A 25575-nucleotide genomic window follows, 5' to 3' on the forward strand; every position below is an offset into this window, starting at 1 on the left:
CTGCCGTAGGCCGATTGACAACCCGTCAGGCGGTTGATGACGATTCGTCGGAAACATTCCCGGTGGGCGCGGTCAGGTCGTACAGCGTCGCCCCGCCCACGGTGGTCGCGGTGAACGACTGCGCGACCCAGGTCGCGATGGCCTGGGAGGCGTTGCTGCCGCCCATGCTGCGCATTCCGCCGCCCATGCCGTCACCGCCCGCGCCGCCGCCCATACCGCCGGCTCCGCCGCCGATGAAGTAGTGGATCCGACCGTCCGTGACCAACTTTTGGAACTCGGCCAGGGTCGGCGAGGGGTCGCTGCCGTTGAAGCCGCCGATCGGCATGACCGGCTTGCCGGTGGCCAGTTGATAGCCCGAGGCGCTGTTGGAGCCGACCGAGGCGGCCACCCACGTGTACGCGTCGCTGTCGCGCTTGAGCGTGTCGACGATCTCCTTGCCGGGTGTGCTGCCGTTGAGCAGTCCGCCCATCCCGCCGCCGCCCATGCCACCGCCCTGACGGGGCGTCATCCCACCGTTGCCCTGCGGAGCGCCGCCGTTGCCCGGTGTGGGGCGCTGCCCACGCGTGCCGCCGGTGCCGTCGGGGGCCTGGCCGTTCTGCCCCGGGGCGCCCGGGAACGGCTGTCCGCCCTGGCCCGGTTGGCCGCCCTGGACCTGTCCCGGCGGGCCGCCCTGGAACGACCGGGGCCCGCCCGCCATGCCACCGGGCCCACCGGGCCCACCGCGCCCGAAGCCCATTCCGGCTGGCCCCGCCGACGGGATCGACCCGCCCTTGGCGGTCGAGACGGTGTCCCACGTGTACGCCGTCGGTCCCGCGAGCAGCGCGGCCACGGAGATCGCGGCGGCCACCGGCGCGAGCCCGCGCAGCGCGGTCAGCGCGGCGCCGAACAGGCCCAGTCCGCCGACGACTCCGCCGATCAGCACGACGTGGCGCAGCCACGGATGCCAGTCCGGTGTCCGGTCGAGCAGGTGGTACGACCACCACGCGCCGACCATCACGGTCAGCGCCGCGACCGCCGCCGCGCGCACGACCCGGCGCCGTTCCCACAGCAGCGCGGCGCCCATCGCCACCACCGCGGCGATCGCCGGCGCCAACGCGATGTTGTAGTAGGCGTGGAAGATACCCGCCATGTAACTGAAGACCAACGCCGTGATCAACAGCCATCCGCCCCACAGCACGATCGCCGCGCGGGCGGGATCGGTGCGCGGTGCGCGTCGGGTCAGCCACAGGCCCACCGCGAGCAGGATCAGCGCGGAGGGCAACAACCAGGAGATCTGGCCGCCCATCTCGGCGTTGAACAACCGGTCCCACCCGGTGGCACCCCAGTTGCCGCCACCGCCGCGCGGCCCGCCGCCTCCGCCGCCTCTGCCTCCGCCTCCCACGCTGCCGGTCTCGTTGCCGTTGAGCCGGCCGAGCCCGTTGTAGCCCAGCGTGAGTTCGAGGATCGAGTTGTGTTGCGAGCCGCCGATGTAGGGGCGGGAGGATTCCGGCCACAGTTCGACGATGGCGATCCACCATCCGCCCGCGATCAGCAACGCGAGACCGGACCACAGCAGTTGCACCACCCGGCGCCAGAACCCGACCGGCGCGCACACCAGGTACACCAGCGCGAAGGCCGGTACGATCAGGAACGCCTGGAGCATCTTGGCCAGGAAGCCGAAGCCCACACACGCGCCGGCCAGCACCAACCAGCGGGTGCTCGCGCTCTCCTGGGCGCGCAACACCGCGTACGCGGCGACGGTGAGCAGCAGTACCAGCAGCGCGTCCGGGTTGTTGAACCGGAACATCAGCGCCGCGACCGGCGTCAGCGCGAGCAGCGCACCGGCCAACAGACCCGCCCAGGCCGGGAACCGGCGCCGTACCGCGAGGTAGAGCACGCCGACCGTGGCGACGCCCTCCAGGGCCTGCGGGACCAGGATGCTCCACGCGTTGACGCCGAAGAGCCGTGCGGACAGGCCCATCACCCACAACGACGCGGGGGTCTTGTCGACGGTGATCGAGTTGCCCGCGTCCGAGGAGCCGAAGAAGAACGCCTTCCAACTCTCGGTCCCGGCCTGGACGGCGGCCGAATAGAAGGAGTTGGCCCAGCCGGAGGCGCCCAGGCCCCAGATGTACAGCAGGCCGGTGCCCACCAGCAGGGCGAGGAACGCGGGCCGCACCCAGGGTGCGTCCGCCTCGCGCCCGCGAACCAGTCGGGCGTACCAGGGTTTGCCGGTTGCGCTGCCGGCATCGGGATGCGGTACGGGGAGCGGAGCCACTACGGCGGTCATGCGTCCTCACCTGCCGAGCCGGTCGAACCGGCGGAGTCGATGCCGGTCGGACCGGCGGATTCGGTCGCGCCGGCGGACCGGTGCGAGGGGGCCGAAGAGATCCGTGTGATCGGGGCGGTCCGGGCGGTCGGAGCCGCCGAAGGGGCCGAGCCTCTCGCCGCGTCGGACGTGATCGAAGTCACCGAGGCGATCGTCCGGCCCGGGCCTGTCGCGGTCGCCGAAGCCCCCGGATCCGCCGAAGTCCCCCGATCCGCCGCAGACGTCGGGTCCGAGGGATCGAACGGACCCACCGAGGCGGCCACTCGCGCGGTCCGGAACACCCACACCCGCAGCAGCAGGAAGCGCACGACGGTGGCGACCACGCCCGCGCCCACCAGCGCGCCCACCTCGACCGTGCGCGAGGGCCGGGCGGTCGCGGCGTGCAGCGCGGCCAGCGTCGCGCTGCTCAGGCCCAGGCCGACGACGAAGGCCAGGCCGCCCTGGGCCTGATGGCGCCAGGCCCCGGCCCGGCCGCGGATCCCGAAGGTGAATCGGCGGTTGGCCGCGGTGTTCGCGATCGTGGTGATGGTCAGCGCCAGCGCGTTCGCCGCGAGCGCGCCCATGCCGTCGCGCAGCAGGACGTACAGCAGCAGGTGTGCCAGCGTGCTCAGCACCCCGATCAGCGCGAAGCGCGGCAACTGCGCACGCATGCCGCGCGGCAGCCGCGCCTCGCGTACCCGGGGCGGGACCGAGACCCGGAAGGTGCCCGCCGCGATCCGCCGGGCCACCCGCGCCATGCCGCGCAGATCGTCCAGCGCGGTGCGCAGCACGTCGACCCGGCTGTCCGGATCGTCGACCCAGTCCACCGGGACCTCGTGGATCCGCAGCCCGTTGCGCTCGGCCAGCAACAGCAGTTCGGTGTCGAAGAACCACTCCTCGTCGTGGACGTGCGGCAACAGCGCCTGCGCGACCACCGTGCGCACGGCCTTGAAGCCGCACTGGGCGTCCGAGAAGCGCGCCGCGAACACCCCGCGCAGCAGCAGGTTGTAGGACCGCGACACCACCTCGCGGCGGGGACCTCGGAGCACCGCCGCCGAACGGGCCAGCCGGGTGCCGATGGCGAGATCGCTGTGGCCGCTGACCAACGGCGCGACCAGCGGGAGGAAGGCGTCCAGGTCGGTGGACAGATCGACGTCCATGTAGGCGACCACGTCCGCGTCGGACTCGGTCCACACCTTGCGCAGCGCCCGGCCGCGGCCCTTGCGGTCCAGGTGCACGGCGCGTACGTGCGGCAGTTCGCGCGCCAGGTCGCGGGCCACCTGCCAGGTCCGGTCGGTGCTGGCGTTGTCCGCGATGACGATGCGGAAGGCGTAGGGGAATCCGCCGAGCAGATAGGCGTGCAGGCGGCGCACGCTGGCGGCCAGGACGTGCGCCTCGTTGTACACGGGCACCACCACGTCCACGATCCGGGTGCGAATCGGTGTCGTCAGGCTCATGCCGGTGACGTTGTCGAGCGGGCCTGGGAGCCGTCTGAGGCGTTTCTTAAGGTGGGATGAGAATCGTCGCGGCGGCCGGAAACCGGGGTGTCCCGGGCACGGAGAGGGGTGGGGGCTGGCGCGGGACGGTGGTGGGATGCGAATCTCGCGGTCCGAGACGCGCCTATGCTGCCGATCGCAGGACCGGTGCGGCGCGACACAGCGATCCGGAGGTCGGATGAATACCTCGGCGGGTAGATCAGTCGGTGCGGACTCCGCGCAACCGTTCGTGGAGGCCGTCGAGATCCCGGCGGGCGGATGGATCTTCAACGCCCGCGTGGCCGGACCGGCGGACGGCCGGCCGGTGTTGTTCCTGCACGGCTTCCCGCAGACGTCCGCCTCCTGGACGGCGCAACTCCTGGGTCTGGCGCGGGCCGGCTACCGGGCCATCGCGTTCGACCAGCGCGGCTACTCGCCGGGAGCCCGTCCGCCCCAGGAATCGGCCTACGGGCGCGACGAGTTGGTCGGCGACGTGATCGCCGTGCTGGACGCACTCGGATCGACCCGGGTGGACCTGGTCGGCCACGACTGGGGCGGCGCGCTCGCCTGGCAGGTGGCGGGCCTGCACCCGGAACGGCTGCGCACTCTGACGGTGGTGTCCACGCCGCACCCGGCGGCGCTCACCGCGGCGGTCCGCGACGACGCCACCGGACAGCGGGAACAGTCCTCGTACATCCGGCTGTTCCGCACCCGCGGGGTGGCCGAGGAGAAGCTGTTGGCGGACGACGCGGCCTATCTGCGCGCGGCGTTCGCCTCGCTGCCCACCGAGGTCACCGAGCGCTACCTCGCCGTCCTGCGCGAACCGGGCGCGCTCACCGGCGCGTTGAACTGGTACCGGGCGGTCGACCCGAAGGTGCTGCGCGACATCGGCGACATCGCCACCCCCACGCTCTACGTCTGGAGCGACCGCGACCCCGCCTTCGGCCGTGCCGCGGCCGAGGCCACCGCGGACTCGATCACCGGCCCGTACCGCTTCGAGGTGCTCGCCGACGTCGACCACTGGGTCCCGGAGAACGGCGCACAAGCCCTGACGGGCCTGCTGCTGGAGCACTTGGCCGCTTTCGCCGACCAGGGGTGACGCCCGAGGGGCCGCCTCCCACCCCGGGCGGCCCAGGGGCGTCGGTGGGGTCGTGTTCGCCGGGGCCATGGAGCCGGGTGGGCAGCGCGGTCGCCGCGCGGGCATGCACCACTTCCGGAACCCCGGTCCGCCTCGCTTTGCACGACCCGGAGTTCCGCCCGGAGGTGATCCGGTCAGCTCAATGTGCCCGGGAGGCGGAGGCGGGCGATCGTGCCGGGCCCGTCTTCGGCGGGTTCGAGGGCCACCGTGCCGCCCGCGTCGGCGGTGGTGCGGGCCACGATGGCCAGACCGAGACCGGAACCGGGCAGGCCGCGAGCCGCGGGCGCGCGCCAGAAGCGTTCGAACACATACGGCACGTCCGCTTCGGCGATGCCGGGGCCGTGGTCGCGCACGGTGAGTTCGCCGTCCTCGAGCCGGACCTCGACGCTCGCCTCCCCCTCGGCGCCGCCGAACTTGAGCGCGTTGTCCAGCAGGTTGACCACCGCCCGCTCCAGCGAGGCGGGTTCACCGCGCACGAACCAGGGACTGATGTCCACCTCGATCCGCGCGTCGGGCGCACGCAACCTGGCCCGCCCCACTGCGCGTTCGACCGCGGTGTGCAGCGCGGCGGTGGTGGTCGGCGGTGTGTTGGGCACCTGCTCCGGCCGGGCCAGCAGCAGCAGATCGCCGACCAGGTCGGAGAGTTCGACCAGTTGCGCCTTGACGTTGTGCAGCAGGCGCTCCTTGTCGGCGGTCGGGATCGGCCGCCCGGTCTGCTCGCTGCGCAGCAGCAGGTCGGTATTGGTGCGCAACGACGTCAGCGGTGTGCGCAGTTCGTGTCCCGCGTCGGCGATCAACCGCTGCTGACGCAGCCGGGACGCCTTGAGCGACGCGGTCATCGCGTTGAACGAGCGGCCCAGGCGCGCGATCTCGTCCTTGCCCGCGATCGGGATCACGGTGTCCAGGTCCTCGGTGCGGGCCACGTGTTCGGCCGCCTCGGTGAGCCGGTCCACCGGCTTGAGCGCGGCCCGGGCAACCAACAGGCCCAGGGTCGCGGCGCCCACGACGCCGATCGCGCTCACCACCACCAGCCACATGGCGAGGCTGTCCAACGAGCTCTCGATCTCGCCGAGCGGCCGGGACACCGACACCGCCGTGTCCCGGCTCACCCGCTGGGTCATCACCCGGACGTGCTTCCCGTCCTTGGTGGTCGCGTCGTGGAACGTCACCTGCTTGCCGCCCGCCGCGACCGCCTTGTCGTCCTCGCTCACCGGGACCGGGGCCACCGGGTCGGTGCTGGTGCCCAGTTGAGTGCAGGACCACCCGTCCGCCCTGATCACCTGGTAGGTCAACAGGCCGCGCTGGAACGGCGGAGCGGGCCGGCCGCAGATTTCCGCGATGGTGGAGCTGATCCCACCGCGCGGATTCAGGAACGGTGTGCCGGTGGTGGCCAGTGTGCGGTCCATCTGCTCGCGCAGTTGATTGCGCGTCAGCACCCAGCAGGTCACCGCCGCCGCCGCGACGGCGAGGGCGACGGCGAGCGCGGTGAGCAGCGCCAGGCGGGCGCGCAGCGGCAGGTGACGGTGCATCAGGCCGGCGTCTCCGCCACGCGCAGCACGTAGCCGACACCGCGCACCGTGTGCACCAGCCGGGGCAGGCCGCCCGCCTCGGTCTTGCGGCGCAGGTACATCACGTACACGTCGAGCGAGTTGGACGCGGGTTCGAAGTCGAACCCCCAGACGTTGCGCAGGATCTGCTCCCGGGTCAGCACCTGGCGCGGATGGGTGAGCAACAACTCCAGCAGGGTGTACTCCGTTCGGGTCAGGTCGATCGGCTTGCCCGCCCGGGTGACCTCGCGCGAGGCGGTGTCCATCCGCAGGTCGGCGAAGGAGAGCGCGTCGTCGGCCGATTCGCTCGGCCCGGACATCGCGCTGCGGCGCAGCAGCGCCCGTACCCGGGCCAGCAGTTCGTCCAACTCGAACGGCTTCACCAGGTAGTCGTCCGCGCCCGCGTCGAGCCCGGTGACCCGGTCCCCGACCGCGTCGCGCGCGGTGAGCATCAGCACCGGGAGCGTGTCGCCGCGCGCGCGTAGTCGCCGGCACGCGGTGAGACCGTCCATCCGCGGCATCAGCACGTCCAACAGGACCAGGTCCGGCTCGTCGCCGGCGATCGCGGTGAGCGCGGCCACTCCCTCGTCGGCGAGGGTGACCCGGTAGCCCTCGAAGCGCAGGCTGGACTCGAGTGCCTCGCGAACGGCGGGTTCGTCGTCGACGACGAGGATGTGCGGCGTTCCGGTGTCGGCGGCGGGCGTCATGGCGGCGACTCCTTGATTCGGCGGATCCCGGGGGACCGGTTACTGCGGGTCGCCCCACGGTCGCACGCGGACACCCTCCGTGTGGACTCGGCACAAAGCGTGTCGTACCAATGTGCGCGCCGGACATGAAAGGAACATGAAAGCGACGCCGTTCGGTCGCGGATGACCCGCTCATGTGAGGATCTAGGGCGTGTCCTCAGTCCTCCGAGGGGGGTCCGAAGACAGGCCCCCAGGGCCACGGGACCGGTATCGCGACGGCAACCATGCCCGCCGCGGCGCCGGCCCCGCGCGGCACGGGTGACCCCGATCGTCGCGCCGAACCGCCCCGAACCCGGAGGAGAACCGTGGACGCCGAGCCGGTACGCAGCAACCCGGACGCCGAGCCGACGCACCCGCCCACCACCGACGACCCGGTGCGGATGAGCCTGGACGACGGAATCGCCACCATCACGCTGGATTCGCCGGCCAACCGCAACGCGTTGTCCGCGCGCCTGGTGGCCCGGCTGCGCCACCACCTCGCCGAGGCCGGCGTGGACGAGCGGGTGCGCGCGGTGGTGCTCACCCACACCGGGCCGACCTTCTGTTCGGGCATGGACCTGCGCGAGGCCGCCGCGGGCGGCATGGCGCACGGCGCCGAGCAACTGCTCGCGCTGCTGCGGCTGGTGGTCGAGGTACCGGTGCCGGTGGTCGCGCACCTGCGGGGCAACGCGCGCGCGGGCGGGATCGGCCTGGTCGGCGCGGCGGACCTGGCGATCGCGCCCGCACAGGCCACCTTCGCGTTCACCGAGGCGCGGCTGGGGCTCAGCCCTGCGGTGATCTCGTTGACCACGGCGCCGCGGATGGACCCGCGCTCGGTGTCGCGATACTTCCTCACCGGCGACGTGTTCGACGGTGTGGAGGCCGAGCGGATCGGGCTGCTCACCCGCGCGGTGGACGGCGTCGGCGGCGCGGACGACGCGGTCGCCGCGCTGGTCGCCTCGTTCCGGCTGTGCTCGCGACAGGGCCTGATCGAGTCCAAGAAGCTCACCACCGGCGCGGTACGGGCGGGCTTCGACCGCGACGGCCAGGCGCTCGCGCGGCGTTCCGCCGAGTTGTTCGCCTCGCCCGACGCGACCGAGGGCATGGCGGCCTTCCGGGACAAGCGCAAGCCGAAGTGGGTGACCGGATGAGCGGGAGGCGGCGCGCGGCGTGAACGGCGAACTGTTCCCGCTGCCCCGGGAGCGGGTCGAGATCGCGCCGGGAGCATGGCACGTACCGGACTGGCTCTCGCTCGACGAGCAGCGCGAACTGGTGGTGGCGGCGCGGTCGTGGGCCGCGCCGCCGGCCGGCATGCGGCACGTGGTGATGCCGTCGGGCGGCGTGATGAGCGTGCGCAGCGTGAGCCTGGGGCTGCATTGGGAGCCGTACCGCTACACCGAGCGACTGCCGACCGGCGAGCGGGTCAAGCCCTTCCCGCCGCTGCTCGGCGACGCGGCCCGGCGGGCGGTGGCCGAGGTGTACGGCTCGATCCCGGCCGACCCGTACGACATCGGCCTGGTCAACTTCTACGACGCGGACGCGCGGATGGGTCTGCATCGGGACGCGGACGAGGAGTCGCCGGCCCCGGTGGTGTCGCTGAGCATCGGCGACACGTGCGTCTTTCGCTTCGGCAACACCGAGACCCGCACCCGCCCGTGGACGGACGTGGAACTGCGCGGCGGCGACCTGGTGGTGTTCGGCGGCCCGTCCCGCCTCGCGTACCACGGCGTGCCCAGGATCCGCCCGGGCACCGGCGATCCGAGCACCGGGTTGGCCGCCGGGCGGCTCAACATCACCATCCGGGCGTCGGGCCGACCCGACGGGTGAGGCCCGCGCCTCCGGGGCGTCCCCGAGTCCGGCGCCGGGCGTCTCTTCCCTCGGGACGGGGTTGACGGATCACGCCCCGGAAGGGAACGCTCGTACGAGTCACCGAGCGGAGTCGATCGATCACCCATCGGATTCCTCGGGAGTCCCGGGTCCATCGCGCGGCATCGCCGCCGGCCCGAACCGGACGGACCACACGAGCCATTGGGAGCGCCATGTCACCGCGACGCCGCCGGGTCGGTCCGCTCCTCGCCGTGGGCGCGTCGGTCCTGGTCGCGTGCGGCGGGCCGGCGCACTACCGAGCGGTGGTGTCCGCGTCGCCGGCGCACGGGAGCGGCCCGTGTGGGGCCGCCGTCGACCACGGCGAGTTACCCGAGTGGGCGCGTGTGGGCCTCGCGCCCGGCGCCGCGCCCCCGCATGTGTTCGGCGCGCGCGGCGAGATCGTCGCGGTCCTGCTCGGGTATCCGTACACGGCCCCGGCCAGGCCCGGCCGGCCGAGCAAGATCCTGTGGGCGGTGCGCCCGCGGCCCGACGGCACGGAGCGGCCGAGTGGGACGCTGCGGATCGAGGCGACCCTGGTCGGCGGCAGCGACATCGTCACCCGCGAGGTGATCGGCGGCCCCGGCCCGTCCAACATCGACCTGCCCGCGCCGGGATGCTGGCATCTCGACCTGGCCTGGTCCGGCCGCACCGACGCGGTGGACATCCCGTACGGATCCGCGTAGCCGAAATCCGGCACGGATCCGCGTAGCCGAAACGCGACGCGCGCGTCGGTGCCCACGCCCGGGGCGGCCGGGGACCGAAGACACGCCCGATGCGCCGGGGTCGAAGACTCGCCCCGGGTCGGCCCCGGGCTATCCCGCCGCCGCGGCCAGTGCGGCCAGGGCCATCCGCCGCAACATCGGCGCCAGCACGCGCTGCGGGGTGCGCAGGGTGTGCGGGGTCGAGTTGATCAGGCCGAAGGCGGCGTGCACCGCGGCGCGCGCCTCGCGGTCGTCGAGGCGGTCCGGATGGGCCTTGAGCGCGACCTCGACCCAGATCTCCACGTACGCGCGCTGCACCCGGCGGATCCGGTGCCGCTCGGCCGTCGGCACCTGATTGAGCGCGTGGTCGTGCAGCGTGATCAGGTCCGGGTGACGCAGCGCGAACTCGACCTGACCCTCGATCAGCGCGTCCAGGGCCCGCGCCGGGTCCTCGATCGCGGCCCGCTCCAGCCCCCTGGCCAGGAGCTGCTCGCTGATGCCCACCAGCAACTCGGTCAGCATCGCCTCCTTGCCCCGGAAGTGCTTGTACAGCGCGGGGCCGCTGATCCCGACCGCCGCGCCGATGTCGTCCATGCCCACGCCCTGATAGCCGCGCTCGGCGAACAGCCGGGCGGCCACCTGCAGGATCTGGTCTCGACGGCTCACGGTCATGTGTCCATGCTAGACACTCGGATTAACCGTGGTTAACCTCGGGGGCAGGTGAACGCAGGTTAACTTGAGGCGGTGTCATGGAGAGCGTGCTCGGCACAGCCGCCGACCCGGGGGCGAAGACGTACCGGGCCAACGCGGAGGCACACGAACGCGCGGTCGGCGAACTGCGCGACCGGCTGGCGACCACCGCCCTGGGCGGCGGCGACCGCGCCCGGGAGCGGCACACCGCGCGCGGCAAACTGCTGCCGCGCGACCGGGTGGAGGCGCTGCTCGACCCGGGCACGCCGTTCCTGGAGATCGCGCCGCTGGCCGCCGACGGGATGTACGGCGGCGACGCGCCGGCGGCGGGAATCATCGCGGGCGTCGGCCGGGTGGCCGGACGCGAGTGCGTGATCGCGGCCAACGACGCGACCGTCAAGGGCGGCACGTACTACCCGATGACGGTCAAGAAGCACCTGCGCGCGCAGGAGATCGCGCTGGAGAACCGGCTGCCGTGCCTGTACCTGGTCGACTCCGGCGGCGCGTTCCTGCCGATGCAGGACGAGGTCTTCCCGGACCGGGACCACTTCGGCCGGATCTTCTTCAACCAGGCGCGGATGAGCGCCAAGGGCATCCCGCAGATCTCCGCGGTGCTCGGCTCGTGCACCGCCGGCGGCGCGTACGTGCCGGCGATGAGCGACGAGACGGTGATCGTGCGCGACCAGGGCACGATCTTCCTCGGCGGCCCGCCGCTGGTGAAGGCCGCCACCGGTGAGGTGGTCAGTGCCGAGGAGTTGGGCGGCGGCGACGTGCACGCCCGGATCTCCGGTGTGGTCGACCACCTCGCGGCCGACGACAAGGACGCGCTGCGGATCGTCCGCGACATCGTCAACACGCTCGGCGCCCGGCCGCGACTGCCCTGGGACGTACGCGAGATCGAGCCCCCTGCGGTCGATCCGGCCGGGCTCTACGGGGTGGTGCCGCCGGACGCGCGCACGCCCTACGACGTGCGCGAGGTGATCGCCCGGATCGTCGACGGCTCGCGCTTTCACGAGTTCAAGGGCGAGTACGGCACCACGCTGGTCACCGGCTTCGCCCGGATCCACGGCCACCCGGTGGGCATCGTCGCCAACAACGGCATCCTGTTCGCCGAATCCGCGGTCAAGGGCGCGCACTTCATCGAACTGTGCGACCAGCGCGGAGTGCCGCTGGTGTTCCTGCAGAACATCACCGGCTTCATGGTCGGCAAGGACTACGAACACGGCGGCATCGCCAAGCACGGCGCCAAGATGGTGACCGCCGTGGCCACCACGCGCGTGCCCAAGCTGACCGTGGTGATCGGCGGCTCGCACGGCGCGGGCAACTACTCGATGTGCGGCCGCGCGTACAGTCCGCGCTTTCTGTGGATGTGGCCCACCGCCAAGATCTCGGTGATGGGCGGCGAGCAGGCCGCGACCGTGCTCGCCACGGTCAAGCGCGACCAGATCGAGGCGCGCGGCGAGAGCTGGTCCGGCGAGGAGGAGTTCAAGCAGCCGATCCGCGACCAGTACGAGCGCCAGGGCAACGCCTACTACGCGACCGCGCGGCTGTGGGACGACGGGATCATCGACCCGCTCGACACTCGCACCGTACTGGGGCTGGCGCTGACGGCGTGTGGGAACGCGCCGCTGGCCGAGCCGCGGTTCGGTCTGTTCCGGATGTGAGGGGTCACGACGTGTTCGAGGCTGTACTGGTCGCCAACCGAGGCGAGATCGCGGTCCGGGTGATTCGCACGCTGCGCCGACTGGGCGTGCGCGCGATCACCGTGTACGCGCCGGACGACGCGGACGCGCGGCATGTGCGCGAGGCCGACATGGCGGTCGAGGTGCCCGGCTATCTGGACGGCGACGCGGTGGTCGCCGCGGCGCTGCGATCCGGTGCTCGGGCGATCCACCCCGGCTACGGATTCCTGTCCGAGAACGCCGCGTTCGCCGCCGCCGTCGAGCGGGCGGGGCTGGCCTTCGTCGGACCGCCGGCGGCGGTGATCGAGCTGATGGGCGACAAGATCCGGGCCAAGGAGACGGTCGCGGCCTACGGTGTCCCGGTGGTGCCGGGCGGTGGCGCGGCCGGCATGTCCGACGGCGAACTCGCGGACATCGCCCGGGAGATCGGCTTCCCGGTGTTGATCAAGCCGTCGGCGGGCGGTGGCGGCAAGGGCATGCGCCTGGTGCACGACGGCGCGCTGCTCGCGGACGAGATCGCGGCGGCCCGCCGGCAGGCCAAGGGCGCGTTCGGCGACGACACGCTGCTGATCGAGCGCTGGATCGAGCGCCCCCGGCACATCGAGATCCAGGTGCTCGCGGACACCCACGGCACCGTCGTGCACCTGGGCGAACGCGAGTGCAGCCTGCAGCGCCGGCACCAGAAGATCATCGAGGAGGCCCCGTCCGCGCTGCTGGACCCGGACACCCGGGCCGAGATGGGCGCCGCCGCCGTGCGCGCGGCCAAGGCCTGCGGCTACGTGGGCGCGGGCACCATCGAGTTCATCGTGCCGGCCGAGAATCCCGACTCGTTCTACTTCATGGAGATGAACACCCGCCTCCAGGTCGAGCACCCGGTGACCGAACTGGTCACCCGGGTCGACCTGGTGGAGAGCCAACTGCGGGTCGCCGCCGGTGCCGCGATCGGCAAGTCCGACGTGTCGATGCACGGCCACGCCGTCGAGGCGCGGATCTACGCCGAGGACCCCGATCGGGGCTTCCTGCCCACCGGTGGACGGGTGCTGACGGTGTGTGAGCCGGACCTGGAGGGCGTCCGGGTGGACTCCGGGCTGCGCGAGGGCGGCGAGATCGGCAGCTCCTACGACCCGATGCTGGCGAAGGTGATCGCGTACGGCGACGACCGCGCGACGGCGATCACCCGACTGCGGGCGGCCCTCGCGCAGACCCGGGTGTTGGGCGTGACCACCAACCTGGGCTTCCTGTACCGCCTGTTGGGCGACCCGGCGGTGCTCGCGGGCGACCTGGACACCGGCTTGGTCGAGGCCAGGACCGACGACCTGACCGGCCGGCCGGCGCCACCCGAGGTGGCGGTCGCGGCGGCGCTGGCGGCGCGCGCCGAGCGGATCACCGGCACCGGCTGGGTGGACCCGTTCTCGGCGCAGACCGGGTGGCGGGTCGGCGGGCCGGCCTGGGACACGCACGTGTTGCGGATCGGGCCGGGCGAGCCGATCGAGGTTCGGGTGCGCGACGGCGAGGTCTCGGTGAACGGCGGCCCGCCGGTGCCCGCGTCGGTGCGGGTCGTGCCGGGCGGGCTCGTGGTCGCCCACGACGGGCTGACCAAGCGCTTCGACTACGCCGCCGAGTCGTCCGGGGTGCGCTGGCTGGCGTACGGCCCGGACACCTGGCGGGTGAGCGAGGTGGACACCGTACGGGCCGAGGCGGCCGGCGGCGCGGCGGCCAGTGGCGCGCTGACCTCGCCGATGCCCGGCACGGTGACCGTGGTCAAGGCCGCGGTCGGCGACCGGGTCACCCGCGGCCAGACCGTGGTCGTGGTGGAGGCGATGAAGATGGAGCACGCGCTGACCGCGCCCTTCGACGGCGTGGTCACCGAGATCGGTGTATCGGCCGGCGCGTCGGTGGCGATGGACCAGACGCTGGCGCTGGTGGTGGCCGAGGCGCCGGCGGCGCCGCTCGACGGGGCGCTCGACGTGCCGATCGGCGGGGCGCTCGACGCACCGATCGGCGGGGCGCCGGCCGTGCCGCTCGACGGGATGCCGCCCGAGGTGCCGCTCGACCGGGAGGCGAAGGCCTGATGACGCGACAGTTGCCGGATACCCACCGCGAATCCGGGCTGCCGGAACGGGTGTTCATCCACGAGGTGGGCGCGCGCGACGGACTCCAGAACGAGTCGGGCGTGGTGCCCACCGAGGCCAAGGTGGAGTTCGTCCGCCGGCTGGCCCGGGCCGGTCTGGGCACGATCGAGGTGACCAGCTTCGTCCCGCCCAAGTGGGTGCCCCAACTCGCGGATGCCGCCGAGGTGTTCGCGGCGGTCCTCGCGGACGCCGAGATCGCGACGGCCGATCGCCGGCTGCCGGTCCTGGTGCCCAACGAACGCGGCTTCGACCGCGCGCTGGAGTTGGGCGCGCGGCGGATCGCGGTGTTCGGCAGCGCCACCGAGACGTTCGCCCGACGCAACCTCAACCGCACGGTGGCCGAATCGCTGGACATGTTCCGCCCGGTGGTCGAGCGGGCCGGCGCCGCCGGCATCGACACCCGCGGCTACCTGTCCATGTGCTGGGGCGATCCGTGGGAGGGCCCGGTCCCGCTCGACCAGGTGGTCCGGGTCGGCAAGGCCCTCGTCGAGATGGGCTGTTCGCAGCTCAGCCTGGGCGACACGATCGGTGTCGCCACGCCCGGACACGTCACCGCGCTGCTGACCGCCTTCGTCGAGGCCGGTGTCCCGGCCGAGCGGATCGCCGTGCACTTCCACGACAGCTACGGCCAGGCGCTGGCCAACACGCTGGCGGCGCTGCGCTTCGGGGTGACCACGGTGGACGCCTCGGCGGGCGGCCTGGGCGGTTGCCCGTACGCGGAGAGCGCCACCGGCAACCTGGCCACCGAGGACCTGGTCTGGATGTTGCACGGCCTGGGCATCGACACCGGCGTCGACCTCGGCGCACTGGTGGCCACCAGCGTGTGGATGGCCGAACTGCTCGGCCGCCCCAGCCCCTCGCGCGCGGTCCAGGCCCTCGCCGGCAAGCGGGTGGACGCCCACGGCCTGGTATTGACCGACCCGACCTCCTAGGGCGGGTCCTCGATCCCCGCCGGGTCCTCAGATCCCCGCCGGGCCGTCGAAGACCCACCCCGGCGACTGCCCACCCGCAGCCGACCGACCGACCCACCCACGGACCGGTGTCGCCACGAGCGCGCCGACCCGCCCCGCCACCGAATCCGGGAGCCTGCCCCATGTTGGACCACCGCCTCGACGACGAGTACGAGCAACTGCGCCGCACCGTCGCCGAGTTCGCCAAGGAAGTGATCGCACCCGCGATCGGCGAGCTGTACGAGAAGCACGAATTCCCGTACACGATCGTGCGCGAGATGGGCCGGATGGGCCTGTTCGGGCTGCCGTTCCCGGAGGAGTACGGCGGCATGGGCGGCGACTACCTCGCGCTGGGCCTGGTGCTCGAAGAGCTGGCCCGGGTCGACTCCTCGGTCGCGATCACGCTGGAGGCGGCCGTGTCGCTGGGCGCGATGCCGATCCACCGGTTCGGCACCAAGGAGCAGAAGGAGACCTGGCTGCCCAAGCTGACCAGCGGCGAGATGCTCGGCGCCTTCGGCCTGACCGAGCCCGGCGGCGGCTCGGACGCCGGCGCCACGCGCACCACCGCGCGCCTGGACGAGGCGACGGGGGAGTGGGTGATCAACGGCGGCAAATGCTTCATCACCAACTCCGGCACCGACATCACCGGTTTCGTCACGGTCACCGCGGTCACCGGCACCAAGGCCGGCGGCGGCAAGGAGATCAGCACGATCATCGTGCCCGCCGGCACCAAGGGCTTCACCGTCGCGCCGCCGTACTCCAAGGTCGGCTGGAACTGCTCGGACACCCGTGAGCTGTCCTTCGAGGACGTGCGCGTCCCGGCCGAGAACCTGCTCGGCGAACGCGGCCGGGGCTACGCCCAGTTCCTGTCCATCCTGGACGAGGGCCGGGTGGCCATCGCGGCGCTGGCCACCGGGTTGGCGCAGGGTTGCGTGGACGAGTCGGTGCGCTACGCCGGCGAACGTGAGGCCTTCGGCCGCCCGATCGGCGCCAACCAGGCGATCGCCTTCAAGCTCGCGGACATGGAACTGCGCGCGCACAACTCCCGGTTGGCCTGGCGGCACGCCGCCTCGCTGCTGGTGCACGGCGAGCGGTTCAAGAAGGAGGCCGCGCTGGCCAAGCTCTACAGCTCGGAGAGCGCGGTGGACAACGCCCGCGACGCCACCCAGATCCACGGCGGCTACGGCTTCATGAACGAGTACCCGGTGGCCCGCTTCTGGCGCGACGCCAAGATCCTGGAGATCGGCGAGGGCACCAGCGAGGTCCAGCGCATGCTGATCGCCCGCGAACTGGGCCTGCCGCGCTGACCGCGGCGGGACATCGGGGCCGACCTTCCGGGACGCACGTCGTCCCGGCGGGTCGGCGTCAGTGTGCTGGGCGGATGGGCGGCTTCACAGCGAGACGGCGCGGGTGATGGTGACGACGAGGACTCCGGCGCTGATCGTGTAGCGGACGAACACCCCGGAGATCGTGGTTTCCCGGCGGTCTCGGTCGCCGCCGACCTGCACGGAGCCGGACCCGTAGGGGTCGCGGCCGAGGGACGAGTCCACGGCGTTCTTGAAGGCCCGGATCTGCCCGGAGGACAGGGGTTTGAGGCCGTCTTCGGCCTCATTCGTGTATTGCACGCGATAGCTCATGTGATCGCGTTCCCGTCTCGGTCCACGCAGTCGCCGAAGTCGCCGGCCTTGAGACGCTCGTGCACGGCCTCGTCGTCCTCCTGGGCCTCCGGAGGAAGCGCCCAGTGCAGGATGGCGTCGCGTTCGAGCCGATCGAGCGGGGTCTCGTAGATGACCTTGTCGAACTCGTCGCGACGGTCCTCGGGGAGGGCGGCCCGGATCTCGGCGAGCGTATTCGGCAGCTCGATGCGCTCGCCACGGACGACGGTGGTTCTGGGCATGGCGGCCTCCTGCTCGCGATGGGCCCTCCAGAATGGCATCGCGCGGTCCCCGCCCGACAGCGGGCGCGCACCAAAGGACCACACACCACCCCGGTGCGCGCCCCCGCGACGTGCCGGGGCGCCGACGTATCTCTCCCCCCGAGTACCGACGATCATCCGAACGACAGCCGGGTGGCCGGCCTCCTGAGACGGCCGTCGAGCGGTAGCCGTACGACGGCTGACAGTGAGATCGCTCCCAACCCGTGGGCGGCTCGGCGCTCGTGCCCGCGACCGGGCGGACGCCGGTCGAACCGGGGATTCCGGAAGGTGGGATTTCGCGTTCTGATGGTTGACCTAGTCCACTGTTGTGAGGATGGTGGCGGGCAGGCAGTTGTCCGGGACCAGGGGAGGGACGCCGTGGCCAAGCGGTTCGAGGGACGTAGAGCTTTGATCACCGGGGCCAGCAGGGGAATCGGGGCGGCGTTGGCGGTGCGGCTCGCGGCCGAGGGAGCCGATGTGGCGGTGACCGCGCGTACGTTGCGACAGGGCAACCTGGCCGGGTCGTTGGAGCGGACCGAGACGCTGATCGCCCGGCACGGGCGGCGCAGCGCGGTGGTGGTGGCCGACCTGTCCGACGAGGGGCAGCGGGCCAGGATCGTCCCGGCCGCCGAGGAGGGGCTCGGCGGGCCGATCGACATCCTGGTCAACAACGCGGCGATGGCCTCGTACGCGTCGTTGCGGGTGTATCCGCAACGACGGGCGCGGCTGCACTTCGAGGTCAACGTGCTCGCGCCGATGGAGTTGTGTCAGGCCGTGGTGCCCGCGATGGCCACGCGCGGCGAGGGCTGGATCGTGAACGTGACCAGCGGCACCGCGCGGCCGTGGGCGGGGCCGCCGTTCGAACTGGGCGTGCTGGGCACCAAGACCGCGGTGTACGGGGCGTCCAAGGCCGCGTTGAACCGGATCACCAACGCGCTGGCCGCGGAGCTGTACGGGACCGGGATCCGGGTGAACACGATCGAGCCGCGGGCCGCGGTGCTCAGCGAGGGCGCGGAGGAATTGGTCGGCGGGCAGTTGCGACCCGATCAGATCGAGACCATGGACCAGATGGTCTCCGCGACCCTGGAACTGTGCGACGGCCCGGCGTCGCGGACCGGCGGCGAGTACGTGAGCCTGGACCTGCTGGCCGAACTGGGCATCAGGGTCTGAGCGCCGCGCCGGCGAACCGACCGCCAGGCGCGGCTCACGCGGCGAACCGACCGCCAGGCGCGGCTCACCCGGAGGGCCGACCGCGAGGCGTGGCTCACCCGGCGGGCCGACCGCGATCCGCGTGCCTCACTCCGGCAACCGCAGCAGCAGCGCGGCGAGCAGCCGGGTCTTGGGGTCGGTCCAGTCCAGCCCGGTCAGTTCGCCGGCCCGGCGGATCCGATAGCGCAGCGTGTTGGGATGGATGTGCAGGGCCGCCGCCGCGGCCCGCACGTCGCCCAGCGCGTCCAGCCAGGCCAGCACCGAGCCGGTGTACTCGGTGCCGTGCTCGGCGTCGTGCGCGCGCAGCGCGTTCAGCCGGGGATCGCGGATGTGTCGCCGGTCGGTCAACAGCGCCTGGACCTCGCCGTACAGCACCGCCGGGCGGACCTCGGACAGGGCCGCGACCTCGGCCGACACACCGCCCGCCGCCATCGCGTCCAGGACCCGGTCGACCGATTCCCGGGCCGCCACCGTGCGGGCCAGGCTCGGCGCCGGGTCGCCGACGGCGCCGCGTACCGCCAGGTCCAGGTGGCCGTGCGCCGCCTCGGCGATCTCGTGCGCCCAACCGAGCACCACCGACTCGGCCGGCGGCGCGGACAGCAGTACGTACAGCCGCGCGCCCAGCGGCGCGACGTGCGCGTGGCTGTGCCGGGCCGCCGCGTACACCGAGACCAGGTTGGCCAGTTCGGTCCGGGCCAACTCCTGGGACGGCTCGTCCGGCCTGCTCGCGCGCACGGTGAAGCCCAGGACCTGCACCGGCCGCACCGGATCCAGGCCCAACTGGGTGCCGGCGGTCCGGGCCGCGACGGCGCCGGTGAGCAGGCCCGCGACGTTCTCCCGGGTCACCCCGGCCTCGGCGGGCAGCCGGGTACGCCGCCGGACCAGGTGCAGCGTGGCCACCCGCGCCGCGCCGAGCAGCACCTCGGCCGCCCGCTCGGCGAGCGGCTGCCGGCCCTCCTGCACCCAGATCGTGCCCAGCCAGCGCCCACCCGCGTGCACGCCGACCGCCAGTCGGCGGCGGATGCCCAGATCGGGGCGCTCCTCGACGGCGATCACCTCGGCCGTGGTGCGCAGCCGGTGGAAGACGCCCCAGTCGCGCAGCCGGGCCATGTACTCCTCCGGCCCCTGCCAGCCCAGGATGGACAACCGGCGCAGTTCGTCGGCCTCGTCCGGCCCGGTCGCGCGCGAGTAGGCGAGCACGCGGTTGGCGCTGTCCTCGATGCTGACCCCGCCGCCGGTGAGCATCGCGGTGGTCTGGGCGAGCGAGAACAGGTCGCCGCCGTCCGGCGGTTCGGCGTCCGGGCGTTCGTCCAGCGCGGCGTGCGCGAGCGCGGCCACCTGCTCCCAGCGGGCCTCCGGGCGTACCGAGAGCAACACCACGCCCGCCGTGTCGGCGACCTCGCGCAGCGCCGCGTGTTCGCCCTTGACCGCGACCGCCGTCGCGCCGGCCGCGCCCGCCGCGCGCACCGTGCCCGCCGCCGCCCGGCCGCGCAGGCCGACCGCCAGGAGCAGGTCGCCCGGCATCGTGTGCGGCTCCTCCTCCGGGTCGAGGATCGACACGTGCCGGACCAGGCCCTCCAGGCCGCCGGCCGCCGCCGCGACCCGGACCGGGCCGTCGCCGACCGGGCCGCCCAGAGCAGCCAGCAGTTCACGCAGCGGGACGCCGGTTTCGGCCACTTTCGACCCCTTCGGGAATGTTGGCCGATGAGCCAAGTTGGGTGTTTCGAGTTTAACCGATCGGATAAACACCCGAGGCCGAGTCCGGCCTAGCGTTGGGGTCGAGAGGCATGCCCGATCTCGGCGTGGATCAGGCGTCCGGCGAAGCACCGCTCACCCGGACCGCCGAACGCCGAGACCACCCGGATCGCCGAACACGTCGATCATCCGAACATTCGGATCGATCACCGATCATCGGATCACCGAAGAGGAGCGCCGTTTTGGACGCTGTGACCCAGGTCCCCGCCCCGGTCAACGAGCCGGCACACGACTACGCCCCCGGCACGCCCGCGCGGGCCCGCCTCGAAGCGAAGCTCAAGGAACTGGCCGCGGCCCCGATCGACCTCCCGATAACCATCGGCGGCGCGCGCCGGATGGGCTCCGGTGAGCGCACGGACGTGGTGCAACCGCACAACCACGGCGCGCGCCTGGGCACCTTCGCGCACGCCGGCACCCAGGACGCCCGGGACGCGATCGACGCGGCCCTGGCCGCCGCGCCGGCGTGGCGCGACCTGTCCTTCGACGACCGCGCGGCGATCTTCCTCAAGGCCGCCGACCTGCTCGCCGGCCCGTGGCGCGAGACCCTCGCCGCCGCGACCATGCTGGGCCAGGGCAAGAACGCGCAGCAGGCCGAGGTCGACTCCTCCTGTGAGCTGATCGACTTCTGGCGCTTCAACGTGCAGTTCGCCCGCCGGGTGCTGGCCGAGCAGCCGATCAGCAGCCCGGGCGTGTGGAACCGCACGGACCACCGGCCGCTGGAGGGCTTCGTCTACGCGATCACCCCGTTCAACTTCACCGCCATCGCGGGCAACCTGCCCACCGCGCCGGCGCTGATGGGCAACGTGGTGGTCTGGAAGCCCTCGCCCACCCAGACCCTCTCGGCCGTACTGCTGATGCGCCTGCTGGAGGAGGCCGGACTCCCGGCCGGTGTGATCAACCTGGTCACCGGCGACGGCATCGCGGTCTCCGAGGTCGCGCTCGCGCACCCCGCGCTCGCGGCCATCCACTTCACCGGATCCACCGCGACCTTCCAGCACCTGTGGCGCACGGTCGGCGAGAACATCGCCGGCTACCGCACCTACCCGCGGATCGTCGGCGAGACCGGCGGCAAGGACTTCGTGGTCGCGCACCCCAGCGCCGACCACGACGTGCTGCGCACGGCGCTGGTGCGCGGCGCGTTCGAGTACCAGGGCCAGAAGTGCTCGGCCGCCTCGCGCGCCTACATTCCGCGCTCGATCTGGGAATCCGGCTTCAAGGACGACTTCCTGGCCACCGTCGACGGGCTGTCGATGGGCGACGTCACCGATCTGAGCCACTTCCTGGGCGCGGTCATCGACGAGCGCGCGTTCGCCAAGAACAAGGCCGCGATCGACCGCGCGCACGCCGACGACACGGTCGAGGTCGCCGCGGGCGGCAGCTACGACGACAGCGTCGGCTGGTTCGTCCGACCCACCGTGCTGGTCTCGGCGAACGCCGACCACGACATCTTCAAGGACGAGTACTTCGGCCCGATCCTGGCCGTGCACGTCTACGAGGACGACGCCTACGACACGATGCTCGCCCAGATGGAGTCGGTGTCCGCGTACGGCCTCACCGGCGCGGTGATCGCGCAGGACCGCGAGGCGATCGCGCACACCGCGCACGTGCTGCGGTTCGCGGCGGGCAACTTCTACATCAACGACCGTCCCACCGGTGCGGTGGTGGGTCAGCAGCCGTTCGGCGGTGGGCGCGCGTCCGGCACCAACGACAAGGCCGGTGCGATGCAGAACCTGATGCGCTGGACCAGCTCGCGCTCGATCAAGGAGACGTTCGTCCCGGCGACGGACCACCGCTACCCGCACATGGGCTGACCCTCACCCCACCGGTATTTCGGGAGAAGAAATGCTCCGCAGCCCCATCCTCGCGGCGGCCCGCTCGCCGCGGACCCGCTCGCTGGTCGAGCACCTGCCGCCGACCCGGGCGATCGTGGACCGCTTCGTGGCCGGCGACGTGCTCGCGGACGCGGTCCGGGTCACCCGTGAACTCGTCGACTCCGGGCGCAAGGTGACACTCGATCACCTCGGCGAGGACACCGCCGATCGGGCCCAGGCCGACGCGACGGTGGACGCGTACGAGGCACTGCTCGGCACGCTCGGCGAGACCGGGCTCGCGCGCAGCGCCGAGGTGTCGGTCAAGCTCTCCGCCGTCGGACAGTTCCTGCCCGGCGACGGCGAGCAGGTCGCGCTGGACAACGCCCGGCGTATCTGCGCCGCCGCCGCGCGGGTGGGCACCACGGTCACCCTGGACATGGAGGACCACACCACGACCGACTCGACCCTGGGCATCCTGCGCGATCTGCGCAAGGACTTCCCGTGGGTGGGCGCGGTGCTCCAGGCGTATCTGCGCCGCACCGAGCAGGACTGCCGGGACCTGGCCCACGAGGGCTCGCGGGTGCGGCTGTGCAAGGGCGCCTACCAGGAGCCGGAGTCGGTCGCGTTCCAGGACAAGGGCGACGTGGACCGCTCGTACGTGCGGTGCCTGCGGATCCTGATGGGGGGCGCGGGCTACCCGATGGTGGCCTCGCACGACCCGCGCCTGATCGCCATCGCGCGACACCTCGCGGACCTGGCCGGGCGGCCGCCGGGCAGCTTCGAGTTCCAGATGTTGTACGGCATCCGGCCCGAGGAGCAGGCCCGGATCGTCGAGCGCGGCGACCTGATGCGCATCTACCTCCCGTACGGCGCCGAGTGGTACGGCTACTTCATGCGCCGGCTCGCGGAGCGCCCGGCGAACCTGACCTTCTTCCTGCGCGCGATGGCCACCAAGGGGTAGGCGGCGCGCCCTGCGAGCGCCGGACGGGCCGATATCGGCCCGTCCGGCGCTCGCCCGTTCGGGGCGGCGACGCGGATCGGCTCCCCGCCCGCCGTCGGCGCACATCGGCACGGGCCACGTCCGTCGGCGCCGGCCAGGGTCGTCCTCGATCCGGATCGGGGAGGCTCGAAGCCACAGGGCGCACATCAGGTCGCGCGCACTCCGCCCATGTGCGCCGGCTACCGACCGGGGCCGGCGCGATGCCAGGCTGTAGATATGGACGAGCAGATCCGAGACCCGCGCGAACCCGACGTCACCATCCATACGGGCGGCGCCATGTGGCCCACGCCCGGCGAGATCCGCGCCGAACTCCCCGACGACGCCCGCGCCGAGTTCGAACAGGACTACGCCCACGCCCTCCAGGTCGCGGCCGACCTCGGCGACCTCGCCCAACTCGCCAACATCCTCGGCCCCTGGCAGCGGCGCCTCCAATATCACCGCGCCGGGACCTACGACGACGTTCTCGACCGGGCCCGCGCCATCCGAGCGGGCGAAGACGTCGGCGCCATTCCGCTCGCAAGGCTCCGGAAGGCGGACCTGTGAGCTATTCCATCGAGTACCACCCGAAGGCCGAACTCGTCAGGCGCACCCTGCCGCGCGACGCCCTCAACGCGCTCGATGTCCTCGAACGCCGGCTCCAACAGGACCCTTGGGGTGCCGGGAGCCGCATGGCCGGTGGCCTGAAGGACACCTTGGAAGCGCCGTTCGGCCGCTACGGCTTCGCCGCTTACGTGGTCCAGGACCGGCGCGTCATGGTCAGCGTCATCAGCCTCACCTGGACCGGCTGACCACGACCCGCTCACCTCATGGACGGCGAATGCCCAACCCGTTCCCTTAGGGCAAGGCTGCGCAGAGGATGACGCGCTGAAGGCGGGTGGGCGCGATATGAGCGAATGCCGGCATGTGCAGAGCCACCCGGGCCGCCCGCACCGGGATCCTTTGCGGCGGCGCCGCATCCAGAGCACGCTCCGGCGCCCGGAGCCCCAATGCGAGGTCTCCGGGTACGAAAAAGAGTTCAGTGCGGACATAGGCCGCAGCGGCAGTCTGCCTCGTCATCGGCACGAACCGACACCCACCGCACCAGCTCCGCGACGCGCGCGCCCAATCCGGCTCGTGTGGATGAGGCCATACCCCGGACGCTACCCGCGCCCGCGCGATCGGGATGGCGATTTCGTGTGACTACAGCCCGATCAGGTCCGCGAGTTCGGACAGCGAGTCGACCGTCCAATCCGCGCGATTCACCTCGGGATCGCCCGCCCACAGGTAGCCCCACGGGCCGCGACGCACCAGTGCGGTTCGCAACCCTGCCCGAGCCGCCGGGATGTGGTCGTTCGCCGGGTGGTCACCGACGTACAGGATCTCGTGGGGCGCACCGGGCGCCCACTCCAGAAGCCGCCGAAAGAAGCCGTCATCGGGCTTGGCGACGCCCCGCTCCTCCGACACCGCCAACGCGTCCGCCGGCAGTTCCAGGGCCCGCAGCATCTCGCCTGCCCGCCGGGTCTGGTTGCCCGCGATACCCACCCACACGCCTGCGGCACGCAGCCCGGCCAGGGCCGGCCGTACGTCCGGATACAAGTCGGACTCCTCGAGAACCTCGCGAACACCGGCCGCCTCGCTCGCGGCCCGGTCCGCGGCCGGGTCGAAGCCGGGCCGGATCCGACGAAGCGCCTCGGCGTTGTCCATCCCGAGCGCCGTCACCGCCCCGACCAGCGCCGACATGGTGTGCGCCGGAACACCGACCCACTCGGCCCAACGCCCCCAAAACCGGGCGTCGTTGGTCAAGGTCTCGCCAACGTCGAAAACGACACTCTCGATCATGCAACTCAGGCTAAGGCGCGACCACGTCGTGGATGCAAAAGTGCGAGGACGTGTGCGCCGGCTACCGATCGTGCCCGGAGCGATGCCACGCTGTGGCAATGAACGAGCAGGTGCGACATTCGCGCGAACCCAACGTCACCATCCACAGGGATGCCTCCCTTGGTCGGCGCCCGCCCAACTCCGCGCCGAGTCGCCTGGACAGCGACCGACGCCGGTCCCCGATCTCCTCCCGACTCCGGGAGGAGATCGGGGAGTTCGCGCCCGGCACTATCGCTGCGATCCTGCGGCGGGCAGCATCGAGTCGGCGAGCATGATCGAGATTACCGGTGCCCGACTGGCCCTGCGCGAACTTCAACTCGACGACGTCGACGCGGTCCTCGCGATCGACGGTGACGAGGAGGCCACTCGCCACCTGTCGTTCGAGCCGCGCACCCGCGAGCAGGTCGAAGCCATCGTCGAACGCTCGATCGCATCGGCGCGGGTCGACCCGCGCACCGAGTACGCAACGGCGGTGGCCCTGGGCGGGAACCTCATCGGCTTCGCCCGACTTGCCCTGGACCCGCACAGTCCACGCGGAGCAACCATCGGATTCGCCCTCCGTCCGGACGCGTGGGGACAGGGGTACGGCGTCGAGACCGTGCACCTTCTCGCCGCTCTTGCCTTCCGGCGGCTCGATCTCCACCGAATCTGGGGGGCTCGCGCCCCGTTGAACGAGGTCTCGGGGCGCACCATGGAACGCGCCGGATTCATCCGGGAAGGCACCATCCGCGAACACGTCCACGTCCGAGGCAACTGGCGAGACTCCGTCGTATACGGGCTCCTCGATCACGAATGGAAATCCCCGATCGGGTTCCCGTCGTAGTCACGCTCGCCG

Annotated in this window: 23 protein-coding genes; 14 read left to right on the plus strand and 9 right to left on the minus strand. The window is 72.3% G+C overall.

Features of this window, described 5'->3' with window-relative positions; all coding sequences use genetic code 11:
- Nucleotides 1-25 precede the first annotated feature (25 nt).
- Together OG948_RS28350 and OG948_RS28355 are read right to left on the minus strand one after the other, a co-directional pair.
- A complete protein-coding gene (locus OG948_RS28350) occupies nucleotides 26-2269 on the minus strand; it encodes an ArnT family glycosyltransferase (RefSeq protein ID WP_406299152.1) in 2244 nt (747 codons plus the stop codon).
- The gene (locus tag OG948_RS28355; protein WP_406299153.1) at nucleotides 2266-3744 is read right to left on the minus strand and encodes a glycosyltransferase; all 1479 of its coding nucleotides are present in this window, start codon (nucleotides 3742-3744) and stop codon (nucleotides 2266-2268) included. Before OG948_RS28355 ends, OG948_RS28350 begins: the two co-directional genes overlap by 4 nt.
- 217 nt (nucleotides 3745-3961) lie before the next feature.
- Here OG948_RS28355 and OG948_RS28360 point away from each other — a divergent pair, with 217 nt between their 5' ends.
- Entirely contained in the window at nucleotides 3962-4861 is a 900-nt protein-coding gene (locus OG948_RS28360) for an alpha/beta fold hydrolase (RefSeq protein WP_406299154.1), read from the plus strand.
- Nucleotides 4862-5034: 173 nt separating this feature from the next.
- Here OG948_RS28360 and OG948_RS28365 read toward each other — a convergent pair whose 3' ends face one another.
- Both OG948_RS28365 and OG948_RS28370 read right to left on the minus strand, forming a co-directional pair.
- Entirely contained in the window at nucleotides 5035-6429 is a 1395-nt protein-coding gene (locus OG948_RS28365) for a sensor histidine kinase (protein ID WP_406299155.1), read from the minus strand.
- Nucleotides 6429-7154, minus strand: coding sequence for a response regulator transcription factor (locus tag OG948_RS28370; RefSeq protein ID WP_406299156.1), 726 nt, complete (start codon nucleotides 7152-7154; stop codon nucleotides 6429-6431). The genes OG948_RS28365 and OG948_RS28370 overlap by 1 nt, the downstream gene beginning before the upstream one ends.
- A 344-nt stretch (nucleotides 7155-7498) precedes the next feature.
- Between OG948_RS28370 and OG948_RS28375 the strand changes: the two genes are divergently transcribed.
- From OG948_RS28375 to OG948_RS28385, 3 genes are all read left to right on the plus strand, one after another.
- On the plus strand, nucleotides 7499-8323 hold the full coding sequence (locus OG948_RS28375) for an enoyl-CoA hydratase family protein (RefSeq protein WP_406299157.1): 825 nt from the start codon (nucleotides 7499-7501) through the stop codon (nucleotides 8321-8323).
- Nucleotides 8324-8342: 19 nt separating this feature from the next.
- On the plus strand, nucleotides 8343-8999 hold the full coding sequence (locus OG948_RS28380; RefSeq protein WP_406299158.1) for an alpha-ketoglutarate-dependent dioxygenase AlkB family protein: 657 nt from the start codon (nucleotides 8343-8345) through the stop codon (nucleotides 8997-8999).
- A 212-nt stretch (nucleotides 9000-9211) separates the two neighbouring features.
- Nucleotides 9212-9721, plus strand: coding sequence for a hypothetical protein (locus tag OG948_RS28385; protein ID WP_406299159.1), 510 nt, complete (start codon nucleotides 9212-9214; stop codon nucleotides 9719-9721).
- 129 nt (nucleotides 9722-9850) lie between these two features.
- Here OG948_RS28385 and OG948_RS28390 read toward each other — a convergent pair whose 3' ends face one another.
- Entirely contained in the window at nucleotides 9851-10411 is a 561-nt protein-coding gene (locus OG948_RS28390; RefSeq protein ID WP_395859511.1) for a TetR/AcrR family transcriptional regulator, read from the minus strand.
- 77 nt (nucleotides 10412-10488) lie between these two features.
- Between OG948_RS28390 and OG948_RS28395 the strand changes: the two genes are divergently transcribed.
- The 4 genes from OG948_RS28395 (at nucleotide 10489) to OG948_RS28410 (ending at nucleotide 16500) form a co-directional block, all read left to right on the plus strand.
- Nucleotides 10489-12093: a carboxyl transferase domain-containing protein gene (locus OG948_RS28395; protein WP_406299160.1), complete on the plus strand. Its 1605-nt coding sequence runs from the start codon at nucleotides 10489-10491 to the stop codon at nucleotides 12091-12093.
- An 11-nt stretch (nucleotides 12094-12104) separates the two neighbouring features.
- Nucleotides 12105-14183: an acetyl/propionyl/methylcrotonyl-CoA carboxylase subunit alpha gene (locus OG948_RS28400; protein WP_406299161.1), complete on the plus strand. Its 2079-nt coding sequence runs from the start codon at nucleotides 12105-12107 to the stop codon at nucleotides 14181-14183.
- Entirely contained in the window at nucleotides 14183-15175 is a 993-nt protein-coding gene (locus OG948_RS28405) for a hydroxymethylglutaryl-CoA lyase (RefSeq protein WP_406299162.1), read from the plus strand. The genes OG948_RS28400 and OG948_RS28405 overlap by 1 nt, the downstream gene beginning before the upstream one ends.
- Before the next feature lie 164 nt (nucleotides 15176-15339).
- A complete protein-coding gene (locus tag OG948_RS28410; protein ID WP_406300359.1) occupies nucleotides 15340-16500 on the plus strand; it encodes an acyl-CoA dehydrogenase family protein in 1161 nt (386 codons plus the stop codon).
- Nucleotides 16501-16584: 84 nt separating this feature from the next.
- Here the strand turns inward: OG948_RS28410 and OG948_RS28415 are convergent, their stop codons facing one another.
- Both OG948_RS28415 and OG948_RS28420 read right to left on the minus strand, forming a co-directional pair.
- Nucleotides 16585-16830, minus strand: coding sequence for a hypothetical protein (locus tag OG948_RS28415; RefSeq protein ID WP_406299163.1), 246 nt, complete (start codon nucleotides 16828-16830; stop codon nucleotides 16585-16587).
- Entirely contained in the window at nucleotides 16827-17090 is a 264-nt protein-coding gene (locus OG948_RS28420) for a hypothetical protein (protein ID WP_406299164.1), read from the minus strand. Before OG948_RS28420 ends, OG948_RS28415 begins: the two co-directional genes overlap by 4 nt.
- Before the next feature lie 396 nt (nucleotides 17091-17486).
- Here OG948_RS28420 and OG948_RS28425 point away from each other — a divergent pair, with 396 nt between their 5' ends.
- On the plus strand, nucleotides 17487-18278 hold the full coding sequence (locus tag OG948_RS28425) for an SDR family NAD(P)-dependent oxidoreductase (protein ID WP_395859505.1): 792 nt from the start codon (nucleotides 17487-17489) through the stop codon (nucleotides 18276-18278).
- A 126-nt stretch (nucleotides 18279-18404) separates the two neighbouring features.
- Here the strand turns inward: OG948_RS28425 and OG948_RS28430 are convergent, their stop codons facing one another.
- Complete coding sequence (locus OG948_RS28430; RefSeq protein WP_406299165.1) at nucleotides 18405-19994, minus strand: PucR family transcriptional regulator; 1590 nt, start codon at nucleotides 19992-19994, stop codon at nucleotides 18405-18407.
- A 260-nt stretch (nucleotides 19995-20254) separates the two neighbouring features.
- Here OG948_RS28430 and pruA point away from each other — a divergent pair, with 260 nt between their 5' ends.
- The 4 genes from pruA (at nucleotide 20255) to OG948_RS28450 (ending at nucleotide 23671) form a co-directional block, all read left to right on the plus strand.
- Nucleotides 20255-21883 carry an L-glutamate gamma-semialdehyde dehydrogenase gene (gene pruA, locus OG948_RS28435; RefSeq protein ID WP_406299166.1) on the plus strand — a complete coding sequence of 543 codons (1629 nt, stop codon included), beginning with the start codon at nucleotides 20255-20257 and terminating at the stop codon, nucleotides 21881-21883.
- 31 nt (nucleotides 21884-21914) lie between these two features.
- Nucleotides 21915-22844: a proline dehydrogenase family protein gene (locus OG948_RS28440; protein ID WP_406299167.1), complete on the plus strand. Its 930-nt coding sequence runs from the start codon at nucleotides 21915-21917 to the stop codon at nucleotides 22842-22844.
- Between the two features lie 255 nt (nucleotides 22845-23099).
- The gene (locus OG948_RS28445; protein WP_406299168.1) at nucleotides 23100-23426 is read left to right on the plus strand and encodes a DUF6247 family protein; all 327 of its coding nucleotides are present in this window, start codon (nucleotides 23100-23102) and stop codon (nucleotides 23424-23426) included.
- Nucleotides 23423-23671 carry a hypothetical protein gene (locus tag OG948_RS28450; RefSeq protein WP_406299169.1) on the plus strand — a complete coding sequence of 83 codons (249 nt, stop codon included), beginning with the start codon at nucleotides 23423-23425 and terminating at the stop codon, nucleotides 23669-23671. The genes OG948_RS28445 and OG948_RS28450 overlap by 4 nt, the downstream gene beginning before the upstream one ends.
- A gap of 391 nt (nucleotides 23672-24062) precedes the next feature.
- Here the strand turns inward: OG948_RS28450 and OG948_RS28455 are convergent, their stop codons facing one another.
- Nucleotides 24063-24701, minus strand: coding sequence for an HAD family hydrolase (locus OG948_RS28455; RefSeq protein WP_406299170.1), 639 nt, complete (start codon nucleotides 24699-24701; stop codon nucleotides 24063-24065).
- Between the two features lie 310 nt (nucleotides 24702-25011).
- Between OG948_RS28455 and OG948_RS28460 the strand changes: the two genes are divergently transcribed.
- The gene (locus OG948_RS28460) at nucleotides 25012-25563 is read left to right on the plus strand and encodes a GNAT family N-acetyltransferase (RefSeq protein ID WP_406299171.1); all 552 of its coding nucleotides are present in this window, start codon (nucleotides 25012-25014) and stop codon (nucleotides 25561-25563) included.
- Nucleotides 25564-25575: the final 12 nt, after the last annotated feature.

It is taken from the genome of Embleya sp. NBC_00888 (assembly GCF_045207655.1).
In the GTDB taxonomy this organism is placed as follows: Bacteria; Actinomycetota; Actinomycetes; order Streptomycetales; family Streptomycetaceae; genus Embleya.

Bases quoted from the DNA above. Each gene is read 5' to 3' on its own strand.
- OG948_RS28395 (WP_406299160.1), top strand. From the start codon at position 10,489: ATGGAGAGCGTGCTCGGCACAGCCGCCGACCCGGGGGCGAAGACGTAC.
- OG948_RS28445 (WP_406299168.1), top strand. From the start codon at position 23,100: ATGGACGAGCAGATCCGAGACCCGCGCGAACCCGACGTCACCATCCAT.
- OG948_RS28440 (WP_406299167.1), top strand. From the start codon at position 21,915: ATGCTCCGCAGCCCCATCCTCGCGGCGGCCCGCTCGCCGCGGACCCGC.
- OG948_RS28455 (WP_406299170.1), bottom strand. From the start codon at position 24,701: ATGATCGAGAGTGTCGTTTTCGACGTTGGCGAGACCTTGACCAACGAC.
- OG948_RS28390 (WP_395859511.1), bottom strand. From the start codon at position 10,411: ATGACCGTGAGCCGTCGAGACCAGATCCTGCAGGTGGCCGCCCGGCTG.
- OG948_RS28385 (WP_406299159.1), top strand. From the start codon at position 9,212: ATGTCACCGCGACGCCGCCGGGTCGGTCCGCTCCTCGCCGTGGGCGCG.
- OG948_RS28360 (WP_406299154.1), top strand. From the start codon at position 3,962: ATGAATACCTCGGCGGGTAGATCAGTCGGTGCGGACTCCGCGCAACCG.
- OG948_RS28460 (WP_406299171.1), top strand. From the start codon at position 25,012: ATGATCGAGATTACCGGTGCCCGACTGGCCCTGCGCGAACTTCAACTC.
- OG948_RS28355 (WP_406299153.1), bottom strand. From the start codon at position 3,744: ATGAGCCTGACGACACCGATTCGCACCCGGATCGTGGACGTGGTGGTG.
- OG948_RS28405 (WP_406299162.1), top strand. From the start codon at position 14,183: ATGACGCGACAGTTGCCGGATACCCACCGCGAATCCGGGCTGCCGGAA.
- OG948_RS28350 (WP_406299152.1), bottom strand. From the start codon at position 2,269: ATGACCGCCGTAGTGGCTCCGCTCCCCGTACCGCATCCCGATGCCGGC.
- OG948_RS28370 (WP_406299156.1), bottom strand. From the start codon at position 7,154: ATGACGCCCGCCGCCGACACCGGAACGCCGCACATCCTCGTCGTCGAC.
- OG948_RS28420 (WP_406299164.1), bottom strand. From the start codon at position 17,090: ATGCCCAGAACCACCGTCGTCCGTGGCGAGCGCATCGAGCTGCCGAAT.
- OG948_RS28365 (WP_406299155.1), bottom strand. From the start codon at position 6,429: ATGCACCGTCACCTGCCGCTGCGCGCCCGCCTGGCGCTGCTCACCGCG.
- OG948_RS28415 (WP_406299163.1), bottom strand. From the start codon at position 16,830: ATGAGCTATCGCGTGCAATACACGAATGAGGCCGAAGACGGCCTCAAA.